Below are 17,371 nucleotides of genomic sequence, written 5' to 3'. Positions count from 1 at the left end.
ATCGTTTTGTGACGATGTGCTTTTTTGTTTTTAGTCTGATTGCGCTCTGTCTTTAAGCATCTGTGCAGCGCTTTCTTCATCGGTGATGAGAACTGTTGGCCTCAGAAGTTCGATTGCGCCAAGCAGGGCAGCGATCTTCTCTTTCCCGCCCGATGTGAGAATGCGTTGCGGTGATTTTTGAAGGCTTTCGATTTTGGCCGACATTACCCTGTCATGCACGGGATCATCCACGATCTTGCCACTCTTGTCATAAAAGTGGAAAAGCACGTCGCCAACAGCGCCATTTTCAATAAGCGAGAGCTTCTGCTGTTCGTCAATCAAACCGACACGATAAGATGTGCTGCTTGCGGTTTGAATGTCACCAACGCTAAGCAGAACCATGTCGAGCTCTTCAGCCATGTCGAGCACGGTATTGAGCCCACAACGCTCGATAAGGGCTATCCGCGTTTCCTTGCTATCAACCAATGCAGGCGCGGGGATCAAATATCCTTCACCCTGAAAAATCTGCGCGAACTGCCAGGCAAATTCCGGCGGGTTAGAACGGCGCGGTTGAACGATGCCACCGAGCAGAGAAATGACCTTCAGATCATTCAGCGGTCGCGCACCGATATGTTGAAGGGTGCTGGACAGGGTTCGGCCCCATCCCACTCCGATTGTCATACCATGCTGAACTTTTTCCGAAAGATAAGCGCCTGTCGCAGCACTGATTGGTGGAATAGGATCGATATCTGGTGATGAGAGCGGCGCTACAATAGCGCGCTCCAGACCGAAGGTCTTTTCCAGCTCCACTTCGAGTGCGGTCAAGCTTGCCAGCTTGCCTTCGATGGTAATCTTTACTTCATTGCGCGCACGGGCATCAGCAAGAAGGCGAACGATTGTCACCCGACCAACACCAAGCGCTTCCGCGATGTCATTCTGGGTCATTTGTTCGACGTAATACATCCACGCCGCACGCGTTCTCAACCGGCTCGTGCGGTTTTCTGCGGCAACGCCTTCCGATCCAATGATGAGGTCAGCTGTCTCCGGATTCTTTTGAGTCTTCTTGCCGGCTTTTTTCAAAATAATCCCTCAAATTATTGGCGCATTACTGCATTATAGAAGTGATACTCTTAAAGCGAACCTATTGCTTTTCCATGTGAAGGCAAACAATAATTCATGCGCTCTGTCCATGTTATACTGATGGCGCTGCGGTTAAGGAAAATGAATATGTTGCGCATTCTTTCGGAAGAAATTGCAGTCAATCTGAAGGACCGTCTGCGCGAGGTTCGATATATGATTCGTCGCAATCGTCATGAAAGTTTGCAGGGCGAACAGGCAGCTCCCCGGCCGCGTGAAATCGTGTCGCCGGAACTGCTTCTGGGTCATGCAGCAAGCATGATGGATAAGGCGCTGACGACGGCTGAAACAATCTCCATTTCGTTGATTTCGTCTAATCCAACCGTCCATAACAGGGCGCCCCATACCAAAAGTCTGGCAGTGTATTTTGGTAGTGGATCGGAAGGCGTGCGCTCTTTCCGCAAGGATATGTACTATCTCACGAAGGAGGTACTTCGTCGCAATCAGCTGCAGAATGTGCTGATCCAGGAGGCTGTGTTCGTCACGGTCCATGCAAAAGTGATGCGCAAGCATGGGGCTTTATTGAAGAGCGCATTTGCCGCCGAAGCGGGTGACAAAAAAATCAATGAAACTGCCAAGGCCGTCACGGCAATTTTCCTCCAGTTTCTTGCGGAAAAGCCGGTTCGCTTTATCTCACTCGATGGCCATCGCGACCCCCAAGCCTTGCGTAGATTTGAAACGATGTGTTTCGCTGCTGTCGGCTTGGCATGTGGTTTGGTGACGGCCAAAGCCGCCGATCTGGAGGGAATTGATCTGCTGGAAAGTGCCATTTTGGCTTTGGATGCGCGGGATGAGCGTCTGATGCAGGCTACCGAAGACCGCGATCAGGCGCAGCTTGAAAATCTTTTCAAGACCTTGATTGCGCACCTGCCATAAAGCAAAGCCCGGATACTAAGATCCGGGCTAGCTATGCAACCTAAGCGATATCCTAGTTTGCCAACATATCCGTAATAGCCTTTTTTGCGCGCGGAATTGAAGCCGGGCTCATACTGAGTTCTGTCAGTCCCATGCGCAGAAACTCGCCAATGAGTTCGGGCCTGCCTGCTGCTTCGCCGCACATGCCGACCATGATGCCAGCTTCGGTGCCCGCCTTTGCGGTCATCTCAATTGCGGCCATGACAGCCGGGTGGCTTACATCGTTTAGTTTGGCGACAGTAGGGTTTAGCCGATCAGCGGCCATCACATACTGTGTGAGATCATTGGTACCGATGGAGAAGAAGGCGGCTTCCTTTGCGAGCTCTCTGGCAGCGAACACAGCTGCAGGCGTCTCGATCATCACACCCAGATCGAACTCCGCATAGGCTTTGCCTTCGCTTTTAAGTTCGCTGATGCATTCTGAAATCAGTCGCCTGGTTGCACGGATCTCTTCGACATCCGAGATCATCGGCAGCATCACCTTGAGATTGCCGTTGACGGCTGAGCGCAACAAGGCGCGCAGCTGCGGTTTGAACACGTCCAAACGATCCAGACACATGCGAATGCCGCGCCAGCCAAGGAAAGGATTTTCCTCTTCAGGAAACTCGATACCTGCAATGGGTTTATCGCCACCGATATCAAGTGTGCGGACAATAACCGAATACGGTGCAAATGCTTTGAGAAGCGCTGAATAGGTTTCAGTCTGCATGTCTTCAGACGGCAAGTGAATATGCTTCATGAAAAGCAGCTCGGTGCGGAAAAGTCCAACACCCATGGCGCCGGCTTCAAGGGCGACGTCGATTTCTTCAAGCGCGCCCATATTGGCTGCGACTTCGATGATGGTCCCGTCTGCGCGTCGAGGGATTATCGAGCGATAAGCATCAAGCGCCTGCTTTTCCTGCAATGTTGTGGCAATACGTGCTTCGATGTCGTTGCGAGTGGCTGCATCCGGGTCCGAATGGACGATGCCGCTACTGCCATCAACAGCAACGATTTTAGAATTTTTGAGCTGCAGAACGGCGCTTCCGAGGCCCAAAACGGCGGGTATGCCATGCGTGCGGGCGATGATTGCAACATGCGATGTTGCACCGCCATGTCCGCAAACAACTCCTTTGATTTTTTTGAGCGGAGCGCGCGCCAAATCCCACGCACCAATGTCTTCGGCGATAAGTACGGACCCTGCCGGTAAGCTTTCCAGATTGATGTCTTCTTTGCCGAGAAGGGCGAGGCAAATTTGACGGCTGACGGCATGCACATCATCCGCGCGTGCATTGAGATAAGGATCGTCAAGTGCCGCAAATTGTCCGGCAACTGTGGATGCCGCTCCTAGCATTGCCGAAATTGCATCCATGCCCCCGCGAATGAGCGAGATAGCTTCTTCAGTCAGGCTGTCATCAGCCGCAATATCTTTCAATGCTGCAATGATGCCGCGATCTGTATCCGCGAGGTTTCCTGTGGTGAGCGATTCATCCATGCGTTGTTGCACAGTTGCGATTGCCGATTTGAAATGGGCAACTTCGTTTTCAATTTCAGAAGTTGCGAGCTTTCGACCGAGTGGCTTGATTTTTTCCGGGAAGAACGCAAACGCAGCGCCTAAAGAAACGCCTTCACTTGCACCGACACCCTTTATTTGCCCATTGGGTAACTTTGCGATTGTTGCTGGTAGGACAGTAGGCACCGACTTCGGTTGAATGTCTGGTGCTGCAGCGACCGGTGTCACAGCGCTGTTTTCTTCAAGGCCAGCTTGAGGGTTTTCCAGATAGCCTATCAGTGCTTCGATTGCTTCAATGGCATCAGCTCCATCGGCGCGTACTGTGACTTCATCGAGCTCTTTGACACCAAGAAGCATCAGCTTGACGGAGCTTTTGGCACTGACGCTTTTTCCTGCCTTGGCGATTTCGATGTCGCTTTCAAAACCCTTGGCCAGTTTAACGAAGCGGGTTGCTGGGCGTGCATGCAGCCCTTCGTGCACCCGGACGATAGTCGAGCGTTCCATTTATATAAGCCTCAAAGCGACACCTGAAACATTCCAGCATCTTGTTTGCCGGAAACTATTCCAATTATCTGTTTTAACACGCAATTTTGACGATATACTTGGCAGGTCTTAGCCGCCAATAATGATAATCTGGCCTTCTTTCAGGACAGAAACAAGCTCTTCGCCGGCAATTTCGCTGGCGCAAATTTCACCCGGACGATCTGTGGACTGGGCGCCGGTAAACGAAATAACAACATGGCCAATTTCGCGTACTTTCTGCCATGCGCTGTTGCCGACGGCAGTAATTTCTGCGTTGAGCGAGCCTATGGTGATACGGGTTCCGACGGCAGGCGCGGAGGCTTCAGGCCCTTCTTCCACGACATGCATTACGGACACTTCTGCAAGTTCGGGTGGGGAGCCATCGGCAAAGAGAATGAGAACGCCGCCTTCGGCGAGATCCGCAACTTCCGGGCCGATCGCGGTGATCCGCGTTTTCAGATGTATCGACATAGAGGCGGTCCTTTCTTGATATTGTCGTTCGATGCCCTGGAAAATTGATCGGGAAACATCGCTATTGCACGAATTAGGGAAAGCCTGCCGCTGTTTTTGCCGCGGCAGGTTGAGAGTTTTAAAGCACTGCGAGACTGACTACCCAGGCGATCAGGACAGAAAGCGGACCCATGATCTGACGGCTGATCAGAACAGCGGGAACACCAATTTCGATTGTCTTGGGTTTCGCTTCACCGAGTGCCAGACCAACCGGTACGAAGTCGCAACCGACCTGCGTGTTGTAGGCAAAAAGCGCGGGCAGAGCCATGGCCGGGGCAATGGTGCCGTTTGCGATCTGCGGTCCAATAATTGCCACACCGACAACCTGTGCGATGACCGCACCAGGCCCCAAAATCGGCGACAGGAATGGCAAGCCACATATTGCAGAGAGCACCAGCAAACCGACAATGTTATTGGCTAGTGGTCCGAGTGGCTGTGCGAGAATGTCACCAATACCGGTATAAAGGATGAGGCCAATCAGCATCGTTACGAATGCCATGAACGGCAAGACGTTACGAATGACCTGATCGATTGTGCGGCGTCCGGCCTGGAAGAAAATACCAACCACACGGCCCATCACACGGCCAATGCTGCTGATAAATCCTACAAGTCCACCTTCGCTTGGCTGTTCCACCGGTTGATGCGCTTCTTCTTCAATAGATGCTGCAGCAGGGGCTGCGGCGGCTGAACCGTCAGCAAGAATAATATTCTCCGGCTTCACGCCAGAAACGTAGATGTCTTCAGTGATAAATTGCGCCAGTGGCCCGGACTGCCCGACCGGCGTGATGTTCACGGTCGGAATGCGCTTGCGCGGATAGACACCGCAACGGGCCGTTCCGCCGCAATCGACAACTACGACAGCCATTTCGCTTTCAATCGGAGGTGAGCGAAAACCGTCAACGGCTTCTGCACCAGTGAGTTCAGCGATCTGGCGCGCAAGGGGGTGAATGCCGCCGCCCGTGACAGATACAACTTTGCTGCGCTGCTCAGTCGGTTGAATGATAAGCGGGCCGCCCCAACCGTTGGAGCCGCGGGAAATCTTAACTGCTTTATAGGTCTTTACCATGTCGTCCTCCCCAATTCCCGCTTAAAGCTCAATGCCCTGACGCCGCGCCATAATGGCGGTGATGCGTTCGGTAAGCATGCCTTTGAGAAGGATCACGACGAGACCCACGATTGCGTACCAGATTGCCACGTTGATGTGGTAGCCGGTTGGTACAGCGCCTTTCTTCTCCAGTTCGAGAAGCGCGACGAGCACGCCACCCCAGACGAAATATTCGCCCGGATTAATATGCGGAAACAGACCCAGTGGTGGATGCACATAGGAAACCGCAGCATCATAGAAGGCGGGCTTGTATTTTTCATCCAGGAAAGACCCGAATGTATAAGCCATCGGGTTTGTCAGGAAGAAGACAGAGAGAACGGGCAGAACCGTATAACGGGTGAGGGCGATACGCCCCGCGCTACGCGCAATACCATGAACGCGCTTTTCGCCGACCAGTTCTGTTACGGCATAAAAGGCAGTCATCAGCACGACAAGCGTCGGGATAATGCCGGTTACAAACCCTGCGAAGACTTCGCCGCCTTTTTGGAAGACACCGATGAAATGCTTGCCGATTGAGGCAAGCCAGCCAAGCTGCTCTTCCTGTTGGACGTTCTGAAGGCGCTCTTTAAACTGATCTACAGTAATTCCGCTACTGCCTGCATCTGCGGGTCCAGTCGTTGTTGCTTGTGCCAGTTGCAGAAGATCGTTTCCTGCTTGGTCGGCGACATGTTTGCCATGCAGCGCAGCGTCAGAAATCATGCTGCCAGCCATATGTATAGATTGCATTGTTACGTCGGCATGTTGTGCCAACATCGTCACTATCGACATTGTTCCTCCTCGGTTGCTTGTTTTAGGCAAGCAACTCCTATGCTCCCACTGCTTTTAAACCCTCGAGTTCGAGCCCGTCGGACTGACCTCTTATACGGCCGATCTGTTCCATCGCCTGTTTGGCGGCAGTCACCACTTCAGGCGTGCCTTCTACGATTGAGGGATTGTCCTGCAATTCGCTGAGGCGCATTCCCTCAAAGCCTTCGCGACGGATAAACTGGGCAAAAACCGTCCGACCGCTCATTTGCAGGAAACGTCGCACCACCAAATCGCGGTCTACAACGAGCAAAACAATGACGCCTCTGCCGAAGCGTCCGCGCACATGGCCTGCGCCAACAAAGCCGTCAGAATATTTCGATGTGATGCCTTTCATCACATCGGAATAGTGGCGCATCTGGAACCAGACGCCCAAAGACTGAAAGCCCCAAAGCAAGGCGAGTGCCAGCAATGCCCATTGCCAGATAGCCATTTTTGTTCTCCTCCCACGAAGAACGAACCAGATATTTTCCAAGTTCGTCTTTCATCAATTAGAGAACATTTGTCTTCTAGAATGTCAATATGTATAATTTTGTCGATAAATAACGGCGAAAGACACCTGACTTTTGAATCGGTTTCGCATAATGTCATTTGCAAACGGGAGGCCGCTCGCAACATGGACTTGCTACTCAGAGAACAAATGGCATCGATGCCTGATTTGCGTCATCGGCTGCGTCAACTGCGTTGGTTCAGGGCCACATTTCGTAAGCATGCGAGCTTGCTGCATGAGCTTTATGGTGTCGAATATGAGATTGACGAAAAGAAGCTCACCGAAGCCTTTCTGAACTGGGTGGAACTCGTTGATCAAAACAAGCGCTTCGCCAAGGTGGATCGTAAGGATTTCATCGCCTTTGCTGCGGGTCTCGTGTTGCGAGAGTTGATCCGTTTGTCGCCCGCCAAGGTCGTTTCGCCACCCAAGCACGCTGCAGGAGATTCCGCTCGTCTTTACGAGATTGTTCGCTTCTGGCCGGAGGGATTTCTCTATACAAACTACTGTATCTGCGCGATTGCCGCTGTGCAGGAGCAAGAGTTTGGTACGGTGCCAGATATCGACCAATGTGCCGATGAGCTGCGAACGTGGTGGTCTTACAAGGAAAATGTCTCTGAAATGCCAGGTTATGCGATAGCATTTCTTGATAAATTTCTCGGTAGTGAACCAAACTGGGTTATGCCAGACTTGGCCTCGGCGCGCGCTGCCGTTAAACGTGCGCTTGGCGAAAACAGTCCTGTGACGAAGATTCAAAGCACGTAATCACCGACGATTTCTGATTGATTGCTTGTCCGTGTTAGCGCCACGGGTCGACCACTGGTGACTTCATTTCTGATCCAGTCCGTCAAATATTTCGCGCCGATAGTGTTATGGCTGTGCGCATGAAATACCCCAATAATCTCACTGAAGCATCCATTGTGTCACCTTTAGCAGGGGTGGTCTCTCCCAAAGTATGATGGCGTCTCTTAAAATTCTTACATTTTTCGATAGATGATCGACAAATGTAAGAATTTTTATTAACAATAGGGATGAGCGTAAGAGGAAGGCGCTCTCCGGCCAAGATCAATAAGCAGAAAAAGCCGAGAATCCGGGCTTTCGATGAGCTTTAAACAAAATGTGTTGACAAGCGACAACATACACTGACAAATGTCAGTGCGGGGTGGCATAGTTCAATTAGGCAGAATGTCTAGTGGATTTCCCGTTCATTTTGCGGGGTGGGAGCCTTGATACTGGGAGGAGATGACATGTCATCGTATGGCGTGGATAGGCAGACGGTTTTTCTGCTTTTGATCAATGGTGCAGTGCTGGCTGCTGGTGCGGCTTTTGCCGGCGCCAATTTCATGGACAGTTATAATCTGCAGTCTATGGCCGCTCAGGTGCCTGAACTTGGTCTGCTTGCGCTCGGCGTCATGCTCGCAATGATCTCTGGAAATGGTGGTATTGATCTTTCCGGTATTGCGCTTGCCAATCTCGCAGGAATTATAGCGTTCCTTGTTGCCCGCAGCATCATTCCGGTTGCTGATGCGCCGCTTCTGTTCTCATGGACATTTGCTGGATTAGCGCTCGCAGTTGGACTGGTCGGTGGGTTGATCAACGGAATCATGATCGCTTATGCGCGTTTGACGCCGTTGATCGCGACGCTTGGTACGCAGTTGGTTTTCACTGGCGTTGCAGTGTTCCTGACCAATGGGTCTGCGATCAGCTTAGGCTATATCGAACCGCTCGATAACTTCGGCAATATGCCAATTCTCAGCATTCCGATGTGTTTTGCGCTGTTTCTCGCAATCGCTGCTTTCTTGGCTTTTCTTCTGAAGTACACACCCTTCGGTGTGAAGCTAATGCTAATGGGCAGCAACTCGAAAGCCGCGCGTTACGGCGGTATCAATGAAAAGCGTATGCTGCTTATCACCTATACGATTTGCGGTGTGCTTGCATCGGTCGCAGGGATCATCATCGCGGCACGCAATTCTTCCGTGAAGTGGGATTACGGTGGCTCTTATGTGCTGATCGCCATCCTTATCGCAGTGCTTGGCGGTGTTAAGCCGGAAGGCGGATATGGCAAAGTGTTGTGCGTGCTTCTGGCAGCGACAGCGCTTCAGATTCTCTCAAGCCTGTTCAACTTCATGAACATTTCCAACTTCTTCCGCGATCTTGCATGGGGTGTGTTGCTTCTGGTGCTACTGGCATCAGCGCGCGTGCACCTTGGCTACTGGTTACGGCTGAGACGATGACCAATTCCCTGATGGCCTTGCGGGGAGGAAACTTGCAGGCCGTCAGGAATGAAACCCAACAATAAGCATCATTATAATTGGAGGAGAAGCATGCGTATAATTTCCAAACTGACTGCCTGCACAGTGCTCGCAGGCGTAGCGATGGGTGGCATTGCCGTCGCGCAGGACAAGCCAACCATCACAACAGTTGTAAAAGTTACCGGTGAAAACTGGTTCACCCGCATGAATGAAGGTGTCGATGCATTTGGTAAAGACAATCCTGACGTTAATGCAAGTCAGGTCGGACCTGCTAAGGCAGACGCCGCGCAGCAGGCTCGTATTCTCGAAGATCTCGTTGCTAAGAACGTGTCTGCGATCGCAGTTGTGCCAATGGACCCATCAGCGCTTGAAGGCGTCCTGCGTCGCGCGGCTCAGCGCGGTATCAAGGTTATCGCTCACGAAGGCGACAGCCTGACCAATGTCGATGTTGATATCGAAGCCTTCGATAACAAGGCATTCGGAACGCGCATCAATGAAGCACTTGCAAACTGCATGGGCAAATCCGGTAAGTGGACGTCTTTCGTAGGTTCGCTCGGCAGCCTGACGCACAATCAGTGGGTTGATGCTGGTGCGGCCAACGCAAAGCAGTATCCAGACATGGAACTGGTTGCCGAGAAGAATGAATCCTTCAACGATGCCAATAAAGCCTATGAAAAGGCAAAGGAAATCCTGCGAAAATATCCAGACATCAAGGGTTTTCAGGGCTCCTCCGCTATTGACGTGATCGGCATTGGCCGTGCCGTCGAAGAAGCTGGCCTTCAGGACAAGACCTGCGTTTATGGTCTTGGTCTGCCAAAAGATACGGGTCCATATCTCGAAAGCGGCGCTGTTGATCAGATATTCTTCTGGGACCCGAAAGACGCCGGCTATGTCATGAACAAGGTCGCAGATCTGGTTCTCAAGGGCGAGGAAATCAAGGACGGTATGGACCTTGGTGTTCCCGGCTATGAGAAGATGACCGTGATCAAGGGTCCGGGCAAGGGTGTCATCATGCAGGGTCAGGCTTGGGTGGACGTAGACAAGTCCAACTACAAGAACTTCCCGTTCTAAGAAGCACTCCGCTTGTCTGATAATATTTCGGGTCTGCTTCGCACCACAGCAGTCCCGAAACTGCGGTATCGCACCCGAACAGTTTGCGCGCCTTGAACCAATACACGGCGCAAAAGTGTCTGAGAGTTTCAGGAATTGTCCATGCACGCTACAGATTCAACACCTGCATCATCGCCCCCCTTTCTTGAAATTCGAAACGTCAAGAAATCCTTTGGTGGCGTCAAGGCGCTTAAAGAGGTCAGCCTTGTTATCGAAGCAGGCCAAATCTATCACCTGATGGGTGAGAATGGCTGTGGGAAGAGTACGTTGATCAAAATCCTTTCCGGCGCGCAGCCTGCCGATGAGGGGCAGATTTTCATCGATGGCGAACCAACAGGCGCCCGTGCTGGCGACATTGGCGCTATCGGTTCTTTGCGCGCAGGCATCGAAACGGTCTATCAAGACCTATCATTGCTTCCCAATCTATCTGTTGCCGAAAATGTAGCCTTTACCGAACAACTCGTTGAAGCATCGGGTAAACTTGCGCGCAGGCTCGATGTTTCTGCCCTGAATGAAACGGCGAGACGCGCTTTGGCCGAGGTTCATCTGCCAACCGATGCTGCCTCCCTGAAACGTAGAACCGACACGTTGCCACTTGCCACGCGCCAGCTGATTGCGATTGCCCGCGCAGTTGCTTCCGAAGCGCGTCTCGTCATCATGGATGAGCCGACAACGTCGTTGACACGGCAGGAAGTCGTCAATCTTTTGCGCGTTGTCGAGGGACTGTTGAGCAAGGGCGTCGCCGTTCTTTTCGTGACCCACAAGCTCGACGAATGCAAGTCGCTCGGCGGACGCGCCATCATCATGCGTGATGGTTTGAAAGTTGCAGAGCTTGACGTTGCTACGCATACCAAGGCCGAGTTCAGTCATTGGATGACAGGTCGCGAGATTAGCGAAACCCGGTATCGCACCGAGCCAAAACTCGGCGAAGTGATGCTCGATGTTGACCAACTGAGTGATGGGCAGAACTTTGAATCTGTTTCGCTTTCCTTGAAAAAGGGCGAAATATTAGGCATAACCGGCTTGCTTGACTCGGGCCGTAATGAGCTGGCGCTCGCGCTTGCCGGTGTTGTGCCTGCAAAGTCTGGAAAAATCAGACTGAACAGCAAAGAAATTGCGCCGCAATCGGCGGCTGACGCAATCCGTTTTGGCATTGGCTATGTTCCAGAAGATCGTCTTACAGAAGGGCTTTTTCTGGAAAAGCCTATTCAAGACAACATAACCTTGCCAATTCTTGATCGGTTGCGCAATGCGCTGGGCATGATCAGTGGCAGAAGAGCCAAGAAAGTTGCAGAGGATAGCGTAGCCGATCTGCAAATTGTTGCACCAGACGTATCGATTCCCGTTCAATCGCTGTCAGGTGGCAATCAACAGCGTGTTCTGATTGGACGTTGGCTGACGATCAACCCGCAACTGCTTATCCTGCACGGTCCGACCGTTGGGGTTGATGTTGGCTCCAAGGATACAATTTTCCGCATCATCCAGCGCCTGGCTGACGATGGAATGGGTGTCATCATTATCAGCGACGATCTGCCTGAACTCTTGCAGAACTGCGATCGCATTCTCGTTATGCGACAGGGCCGTATCGTTGCCGCACACAATGCCGATGGACTGACTGAAGACGCGATCTATGCATCCATGGCCAGCACTGCAAAGGAGATCGCGCAATGACCGACATCGTATCGGTAGAAAAGACCAGCGCGAAAGATCGTGGCGTTTTGCTTCGTCTTTGGGACCTGATGGGTGCGAGACCGGAACTGTTCACGCTTTTGCTGACAGTGATCACCTGCTTGGTGGTAATCGCAGCCAATCCCGATTTCCTACAGATGAGCAATCTTGTCGATATCCTGCGTGCATCCGTCGTGCGTGGTTTGTTTGCCATGGGTGTGTTGGTCGTGTTGGCGTCAGGCGGTATTGATGTCTCGTTTACAGCTATTGCCGCTTTCGTCATGTATGCGCTGACAATGTTGGTGACGAACCTGTTCCCCGAAATGCCAATGGCAGTCATTCTTGTGCTGGCAGCGTTGGGTGGCGCGTGTTTTGGTGCGCTGAATGGCTTCCTCGTGCAGAAGCTACAAGCGCCGTCGCTTATCGTAACGATTGGCACGCAATATGTGATCCGAAGTTTCCTTCTGACCTTCGTTGGTACGGCACTTTTCATGAATATCCCGGCTGCAATGGATGCGTTCGGTAAGGCGTCTTTGTTCACGCATCACGCATCGAATGGTGTTGTGTCGGTTCTACCTGCTACCGTTCTGGTGCTCGTGGTTACTGCTTTCGTAACGTGGTTCATCCTTGAGCGCACATTGATGGGACGTGCGATTTTCGCGGTTGGCGGCAATCCATCCATCGCAGAGCGTCTTGGTATCAACCTTTTCCGTGTCCGTATCTTTGTCTTTGCTTATGCAGGTTTGCTGGCTGGTATCGCAGGCGTCGTGCACGTTTCCAGCAATCGTCTTGCTAATCCTTTTGACCTTGCAGGGATGGAGCTGGAAATTATTGCCGCTGTTGTGCTCGGCGGAGCGCGTATCACCGGTGGTTCGGGTTCGGTGATTGGGACGCTGCTGGGTGTACTGTTGATAACACTCGTCAGCAATGTGCTAATCTTTGTGGGTATTCCAAGCACGCTGCAACTGGCAATCGTTGGGGCTTTCATCCTGCTCGCTGGCACGATCTTCGCTTTACGCGACAGGACTTGAAACAAGTCGGATAAACAGAACCATCAAACATTTAAACTGAATTACGTTGGGCGGTCTGTGTTTTTTCGCAGACCTCTCCCAACTGAAATCTGGGAGGATTTCATGTCTCACGATGTGTCCGTTATAGGGCTCTATATTCTGGACGTTCTCGGACGCCCAGTGGATGCGATTCCGGCGGGCGGCAATGTCGAGTTTATCGACGAAATCCGGCTGACAGTGGCCGGGACAGCTGGCGGAACCGTAGTCGATCTTGCCAAGCTTGGCCTCAACTGTCTTGCGGTCGGTGCAGTGGGTGACGACGAGAAAGCCGATTTTGTACTGGCAACTCTGCAACGCTTCGGCGTTGATGTCGCTGAGATGCAGCGCTTGAAGGGTATTCCAACATCCTCATCTATATTGAATATTCGCCGCAATGGAGATCGTCCGGCGCTGCATGCGCGTGGTGCATCCGATCACTTTGAGATTGCCGACACTGCACTGGATGCAGTTCTGGCGCCGCCAATTATCCATCTTGGTGGAACAGGTCTATTGGCAAAGCTGGATGGCGAGCCGAGTCGAAAGCTTCTTGCGGAAGCAAAAGCACGAGGTCGGACGACCACGTTCGATCTTCTGGGTGCCAATGATGGCACGCTTGATCTTATTGCTCCTCTCTTTCCGCATATCGACTACTTCATGCCGTCGATTGAGGAAGCGAAGCAAATTTCGGGCGCAGAAAACGTTGAAGATGCCGGCCAGTTCTTTATTGAACGGGGCGTCAAGCACTGCGTTTTCACTCTTGGTGGGGATGGCGTATGCTTCATGGATGCATCTGGGGCGGTTTTGCGCCAGCCAGCATTCCAGATCGAAGTTGTGGATACGACAGGTTGTGGCGATGCGTTCGATGCCGGCTTTATCACGGCTTTGCACCACAAAATGGATATAAAAACAGCGCTTAATTTTGCGCAAGCCTCCGCAGCACTGGTTGCGACAGGGCTAGGGTCCGATGCTGGTATCCGCTCATTTGAGGACACGCTTAACTTCATGAATACTGCGGCAATCAAGCAGTAATGAGAAACGCGGCGGAGCGTCTGAACCGATCCGCCGCATCATGATCTATTAAGCGAGTAACAGCTGGGCTGCTTCGAAGTCGGTTACGAGATGAGTGGCATAGCCCCCAGCTAAGACCGCGCGGACGGCTTCGACTTTGCGCGCACCACCGGCAACGCAGAGCCTGCGCGGAACACGGTGCAACTCATCAAGTTCGATACCAATCACGCGCTGATCGAGTTCGCGAACGACCTGTTTTCCTTCACTGTCAAGGAAACGGCAGATCAACACTGCAACTGCGCCATCCTTGGCATAGGCGTCGATTTCGTCATCGCTGGTGACGTCGGCAATACGCATCGTGCTTTCTGACGACAAGCCTCCGACGCCAAACACGATCATGTCTGATTGAGCAATTAGCTCAAACTGTTTTTTAAGAGCGGGCTCGCCCATCAAGGCATCGCGCAATCCGGCGCTGCTCAAAATGGCAGGAGCGAGCATATTCACACTGGTTGCTCCAACATTGCGTGCCATGATCGATGTGCAAAGCTCCGCCGCAAACTCACGCTTGCCCATGGATGAGCCCGTGACCTGAACGACGGTAAGTCCGTCCACGGGGCGCGGAAGCGAAATAGCATCCGCGATTGCAAGAACGGTCCGCCCCCAGGATACACAGATGGTATCTCCCGGTTTTATCATGCGTTCGATGAGGCGTGCGCCGCCGGTTCCCAACGCTTGTAGTCGCGCTTCAGAGGAAGCTGCTTTTTCGCTGGGAATGACGAGAACTTCGTCCAATCCATATTTGGCGGCAAGTTTGTGCGAGATTTCGGTGCGTGTCAGAATTTCCGAGTTCATCAGAATCCGCACTACACCCCGCTGCCGCGCTTCCTGTAGGTAGTTGACGATTGTGGCACGAGAAACGCCCATCTTCTTCGCGATATCATTCTGGGTGAGCTGGTCTTCATAATAGAGCCACGCCGCCCATACGATCGCGTCATCAAACTCAGCCGGGATGGCATGCGTAGACGGTGTTAGATCGTCCGATGTCATACTGATTTCCTGATGTTAGCCGTTAATCTGACTCGCACAGAAACGAGTTTTAATCAACAAGCCAATCAAGGAAGTTGACTATTGTCAGTATATAGTGTCAATTGTTTCAAGAGTGAGGAAATGTCTTCATAAATTATTGTTTTGCCATGGAAAATTATATTTTCCGTGCGCGCTTGTCTATGTCTGCGGCTTGGAGGTTGCAGATCGCCAACTGAGGAGCAGGCAGATGAAGTCGAATTGGTCGGATGCGGATTTCAACGCAATTGTAGGTGCTTATGAGAAGGCGGGCATCAATCGCGATATTGCCATCCGTACATACACCACACGTTTACTGGGATCTGAGCCAAAGCTCGTGCTGCACGGTGGTGGAAACACCTCAGTCAAGACGGTGCTGAACGACCACGATGGTACTCCTGTAGAAGTGCTTTGCGTAAAGGGCAGTGGTTGGGATATGGGCAAGATTGAGCCCGCAGGATTGCCTGCGCTCCATCTTGAACGTCTCAAGGCGATGGTCAATTACGATAAGCTAAGTGACGACGATATGGTGATGTTACAACGCCGCCTGTTGCTCGATCCGTCATCCCCCAATCCTTCGGTAGAAGCAATCCTGCACGCCATTCTTCCTTTCAAACATGTCGATCACACCCATGCCAATGCGATTGTCGCGCTGACCAATCAGCCAAATGGTGAAGCAATCATTCGGGAATTGTTCCCGGAAATGATCATTGTTCCTTATGTCATGCCGGGATTCGATCTGTCCAAGGCTTGCCTGAAAGCATTTTCCGATCGCCCGGATGCACCGGGCATGATCCTGCTGAAACACGGCATTTTCACATGGTCTGAAGATCCGCGTGTTGCTTACGAGAATATGATCGAAGCAATTGATAGGGCCGAGAAGCGCATTGCTGTGGGCAATCCGCGGCCATTCGGCCGGGCGAGCAAAAATGAACACACGAAAGAGCTTGCTTCAATCGCTGATATTGCGCCGATTTTGCGAGGAATAATCGCGCTTCCGGGCAAGGAAGAAGGGCGTCCGCGCCGGTTCATCATGGAACATCGCTCTAACGATGATATCCTCGATTTCTGCGGTGCTCCCAATGTTACCGATCTGGTACGTCGCGGCAATGCAACGCCTGAGCACGTCATCCATATCAAGCGTTATGGCGTTTCCCTTCCTGCACCATATGCAAATGACCTTGAGAGCTGGGCGCTGATCGTTAAAGACAGCGTCACATCTTACGTCGCAGCTTATAAAGACTATTTTGAGCGCAACAATGCACGTGTTGGCGGCGGCAAAACCATGCTCGATCCGATGCCTCGGGTATTTTATATTGATGGTATCGGTTTGTTTGCTGCGGGACCTACGCAAAAAGCTGCACGCATCGGTGCGGATGTGGCTGAGGCAACCATCGAAGTAATACGTGGCGCTGAAGGGATAGATCGGTTCGAGGCTCTTAGCGAAGAAGACCTCTTTGACATTGAATATTGGTCGCTCGAGCAAGTCAAACTCGCTAAGCAGACGGAGAAGCCACTAACCCGTCAGGTTGCGGTCATTACAGGTGGAGCAGGCGGGCTTGGGCTTGCTATTGCGGAGCGTCTCAGAGAGCAGGGTGCTGAAATTGCTTTGATCGACATCGATGCGGAGCGTGCGAAAGCCGAAGCAAAGCGTCTGGGAGGAAAAGCAATCGCTTGTGACCTGACTGATGCTGAGTCTGCCGAAAGGGCCATTGCAGACATCGTGGCAACCTACGGCGGCGTGGATATTCTGGTTTCAAACGCTGGTGCAGCTTTTCAAGGCGCGTTGGCATCTGTCGACGATGCTTTGTTCAAGAAGGCATTCGATTTGAACTTCTGGAGCCATCATTACATCGCCCGCGCTGCGGTGAATGTCATGAAGCATCAGGGAACGGGTGGTTCCATTGTGTTCAATGTGAGCAAGCAGGCCGTTAATCCGGGTCCTGATTTTGGCCCTTATGGAACTTCAAAAGCGGCACTCATGGCCCTGATGCGTCAATATTCTCTGGAACATGCTGCGGATGGGATTACGGTCAACGCTGTCAATCCAGACCGCATTCGCACGGGCTTGATGACCGGCGAAATGGTTGAAGAGCGTGCACAGGCGCGTGGCGTATCACCGGAAGTCTATATGCGCGGCAATCTTCTCAAGCGTGAAGTGCTGGCGGAAGACGTTGCGGAAGCATTTCTGCATCTCATTTCAGCGCGCACTTCAACCGGTGCGGTTGTTACAGTCGACGGCGGCAATGTCGCCGCGATGATGCGCTGATA

At 52.2% G+C, this 17,371-nt stretch carries 15 protein-coding genes; 8 read left to right on the top strand and 7 right to left on the bottom strand.

Translation table 11 applies throughout. From position 1 onward, the window contains the following. Window positions 1-30: 30 nt before the first annotated feature. Window positions 31-1,059, bottom strand: a complete 1,029-nt coding sequence (locus OIV19_RS09240; RefSeq protein ID WP_264231400.1) for a sugar-binding transcriptional regulator — start codon at window positions 1,057-1,059, stop codon at window positions 31-33. A 147-nt stretch (window positions 1,060-1,206) separates the two neighbouring features. Between OIV19_RS09240 and OIV19_RS09235 the strand changes: the two genes are divergently transcribed. Then, a complete protein-coding gene (locus OIV19_RS09235) occupies window positions 1,207-1,992 on the top strand; it encodes a hypothetical protein (RefSeq protein ID WP_264231399.1) in 786 nt (261 codons plus the stop codon). 52 nt (window positions 1,993-2,044) lie between these two features. On the opposite strand, the gene ptsP is transcribed toward OIV19_RS09235, so the two are convergent. The 5 genes from ptsP to OIV19_RS09210 all read right to left on the bottom strand — a co-directional run bounded on the left by ptsP (window position 2,045) and on the right by OIV19_RS09210 (window position 6,897). Beyond that, entirely contained in the window at window positions 2,045-4,027 is a 1,983-nt protein-coding gene (gene ptsP, locus OIV19_RS09230; RefSeq protein WP_264231398.1) for a phosphoenolpyruvate--protein phosphotransferase, read from the bottom strand. A gap of 108 nt (window positions 4,028-4,135) precedes the next feature. Next, window positions 4,136-4,516 (bottom strand): PTS glucitol/sorbitol transporter subunit IIA, encoded by a 381-nt coding sequence (locus OIV19_RS09225; RefSeq protein WP_264231397.1) that lies wholly within the window; start codon window positions 4,514-4,516, stop codon window positions 4,136-4,138. 118 nt (window positions 4,517-4,634) lie between these two features. Further along, window positions 4,635-5,621 (bottom strand): PTS glucitol/sorbitol transporter subunit IIB, encoded by a 987-nt coding sequence (srlE, locus tag OIV19_RS09220; RefSeq protein ID WP_151091721.1) that lies wholly within the window; start codon window positions 5,619-5,621, stop codon window positions 4,635-4,637. Between the two features lie 21 nt (window positions 5,622-5,642). Continuing rightward, window positions 5,643-6,428 carry a PTS glucitol/sorbitol transporter subunit IIC gene (gene srlA, locus OIV19_RS09215; protein ID WP_151091719.1) on the bottom strand — a complete coding sequence of 262 codons (786 nt, stop codon included), beginning with the start codon at window positions 6,426-6,428 and terminating at the stop codon, window positions 5,643-5,645. Between the two features lie 37 nt (window positions 6,429-6,465). Further along, the gene (locus tag OIV19_RS09210) at window positions 6,466-6,897 is read right to left on the bottom strand and encodes a transcriptional regulator GutM (RefSeq protein ID WP_264231396.1); all 432 of its coding nucleotides are present in this window, start codon (window positions 6,895-6,897) and stop codon (window positions 6,466-6,468) included. Between the two features lie 183 nt (window positions 6,898-7,080). Here OIV19_RS09210 and OIV19_RS09205 point away from each other — a divergent pair, with 183 nt between their 5' ends. The 6 genes from OIV19_RS09205 (at window position 7,081) to OIV19_RS09180 (ending at window position 14,059) form a co-directional block, all read left to right on the top strand. Then, complete coding sequence (locus OIV19_RS09205) at window positions 7,081-7,716, top strand: hypothetical protein (protein WP_264231395.1); 636 nt, start codon at window positions 7,081-7,083, stop codon at window positions 7,714-7,716. Window positions 7,717-8,198: 482 nt separating this feature from the next. After that, window positions 8,199-9,185, top strand: a complete 987-nt coding sequence (locus OIV19_RS09200) for an ABC transporter permease (protein ID WP_264231394.1) — start codon at window positions 8,199-8,201, stop codon at window positions 9,183-9,185. A gap of 90 nt (window positions 9,186-9,275) precedes the next feature. Further along, a complete protein-coding gene (locus tag OIV19_RS09195; RefSeq protein WP_151091711.1) occupies window positions 9,276-10,274 on the top strand; it encodes an autoinducer 2 ABC transporter substrate-binding protein in 999 nt (332 codons plus the stop codon). A gap of 141 nt (window positions 10,275-10,415) precedes the next feature. Continuing rightward, window positions 10,416-11,984 (top strand): sugar ABC transporter ATP-binding protein, encoded by a 1,569-nt coding sequence (locus tag OIV19_RS09190; RefSeq protein WP_264231393.1) that lies wholly within the window; start codon window positions 10,416-10,418, stop codon window positions 11,982-11,984. Then, window positions 11,981-13,012 (top strand): ABC transporter permease, encoded by a 1,032-nt coding sequence (locus OIV19_RS09185; protein WP_264231392.1) that lies wholly within the window; start codon window positions 11,981-11,983, stop codon window positions 13,010-13,012. The genes OIV19_RS09190 and OIV19_RS09185 overlap by 4 nt, the downstream gene beginning before the upstream one ends. Window positions 13,013-13,114: 102 nt before the next feature. Continuing rightward, window positions 13,115-14,059, top strand: coding sequence for a sugar kinase (locus OIV19_RS09180; protein WP_264231391.1), 945 nt, complete (start codon window positions 13,115-13,117; stop codon window positions 14,057-14,059). 48 nt (window positions 14,060-14,107) lie between these two features. Here OIV19_RS09180 and OIV19_RS09175 read toward each other — a convergent pair whose 3' ends face one another. Beyond that, a complete protein-coding gene (locus OIV19_RS09175) occupies window positions 14,108-15,085 on the bottom strand; it encodes a sugar-binding transcriptional regulator (RefSeq protein WP_264231390.1) in 978 nt (325 codons plus the stop codon). A 226-nt stretch (window positions 15,086-15,311) separates the two neighbouring features. On the opposite strand from OIV19_RS09175, the gene OIV19_RS09170 reads away from it, so the two are divergent. Beyond that, complete coding sequence (locus OIV19_RS09170) at window positions 15,312-17,369, top strand: bifunctional aldolase/short-chain dehydrogenase (protein ID WP_264231389.1); 2,058 nt, start codon at window positions 15,312-15,314, stop codon at window positions 17,367-17,369. Window positions 17,370-17,371: the final 2 nt, after the last annotated feature.

The organism is Brucella sp. HL-2 (assembly GCF_025846885.2).
Classification (GTDB): Bacteria; Pseudomonadota; Alphaproteobacteria; order Rhizobiales; family Rhizobiaceae; genus Brucella; species Brucella quorumnocens.
Note: the sequence above shows the minus strand (reverse complement) of the source record. Positions and strands in the feature narration are given on the sequence as shown.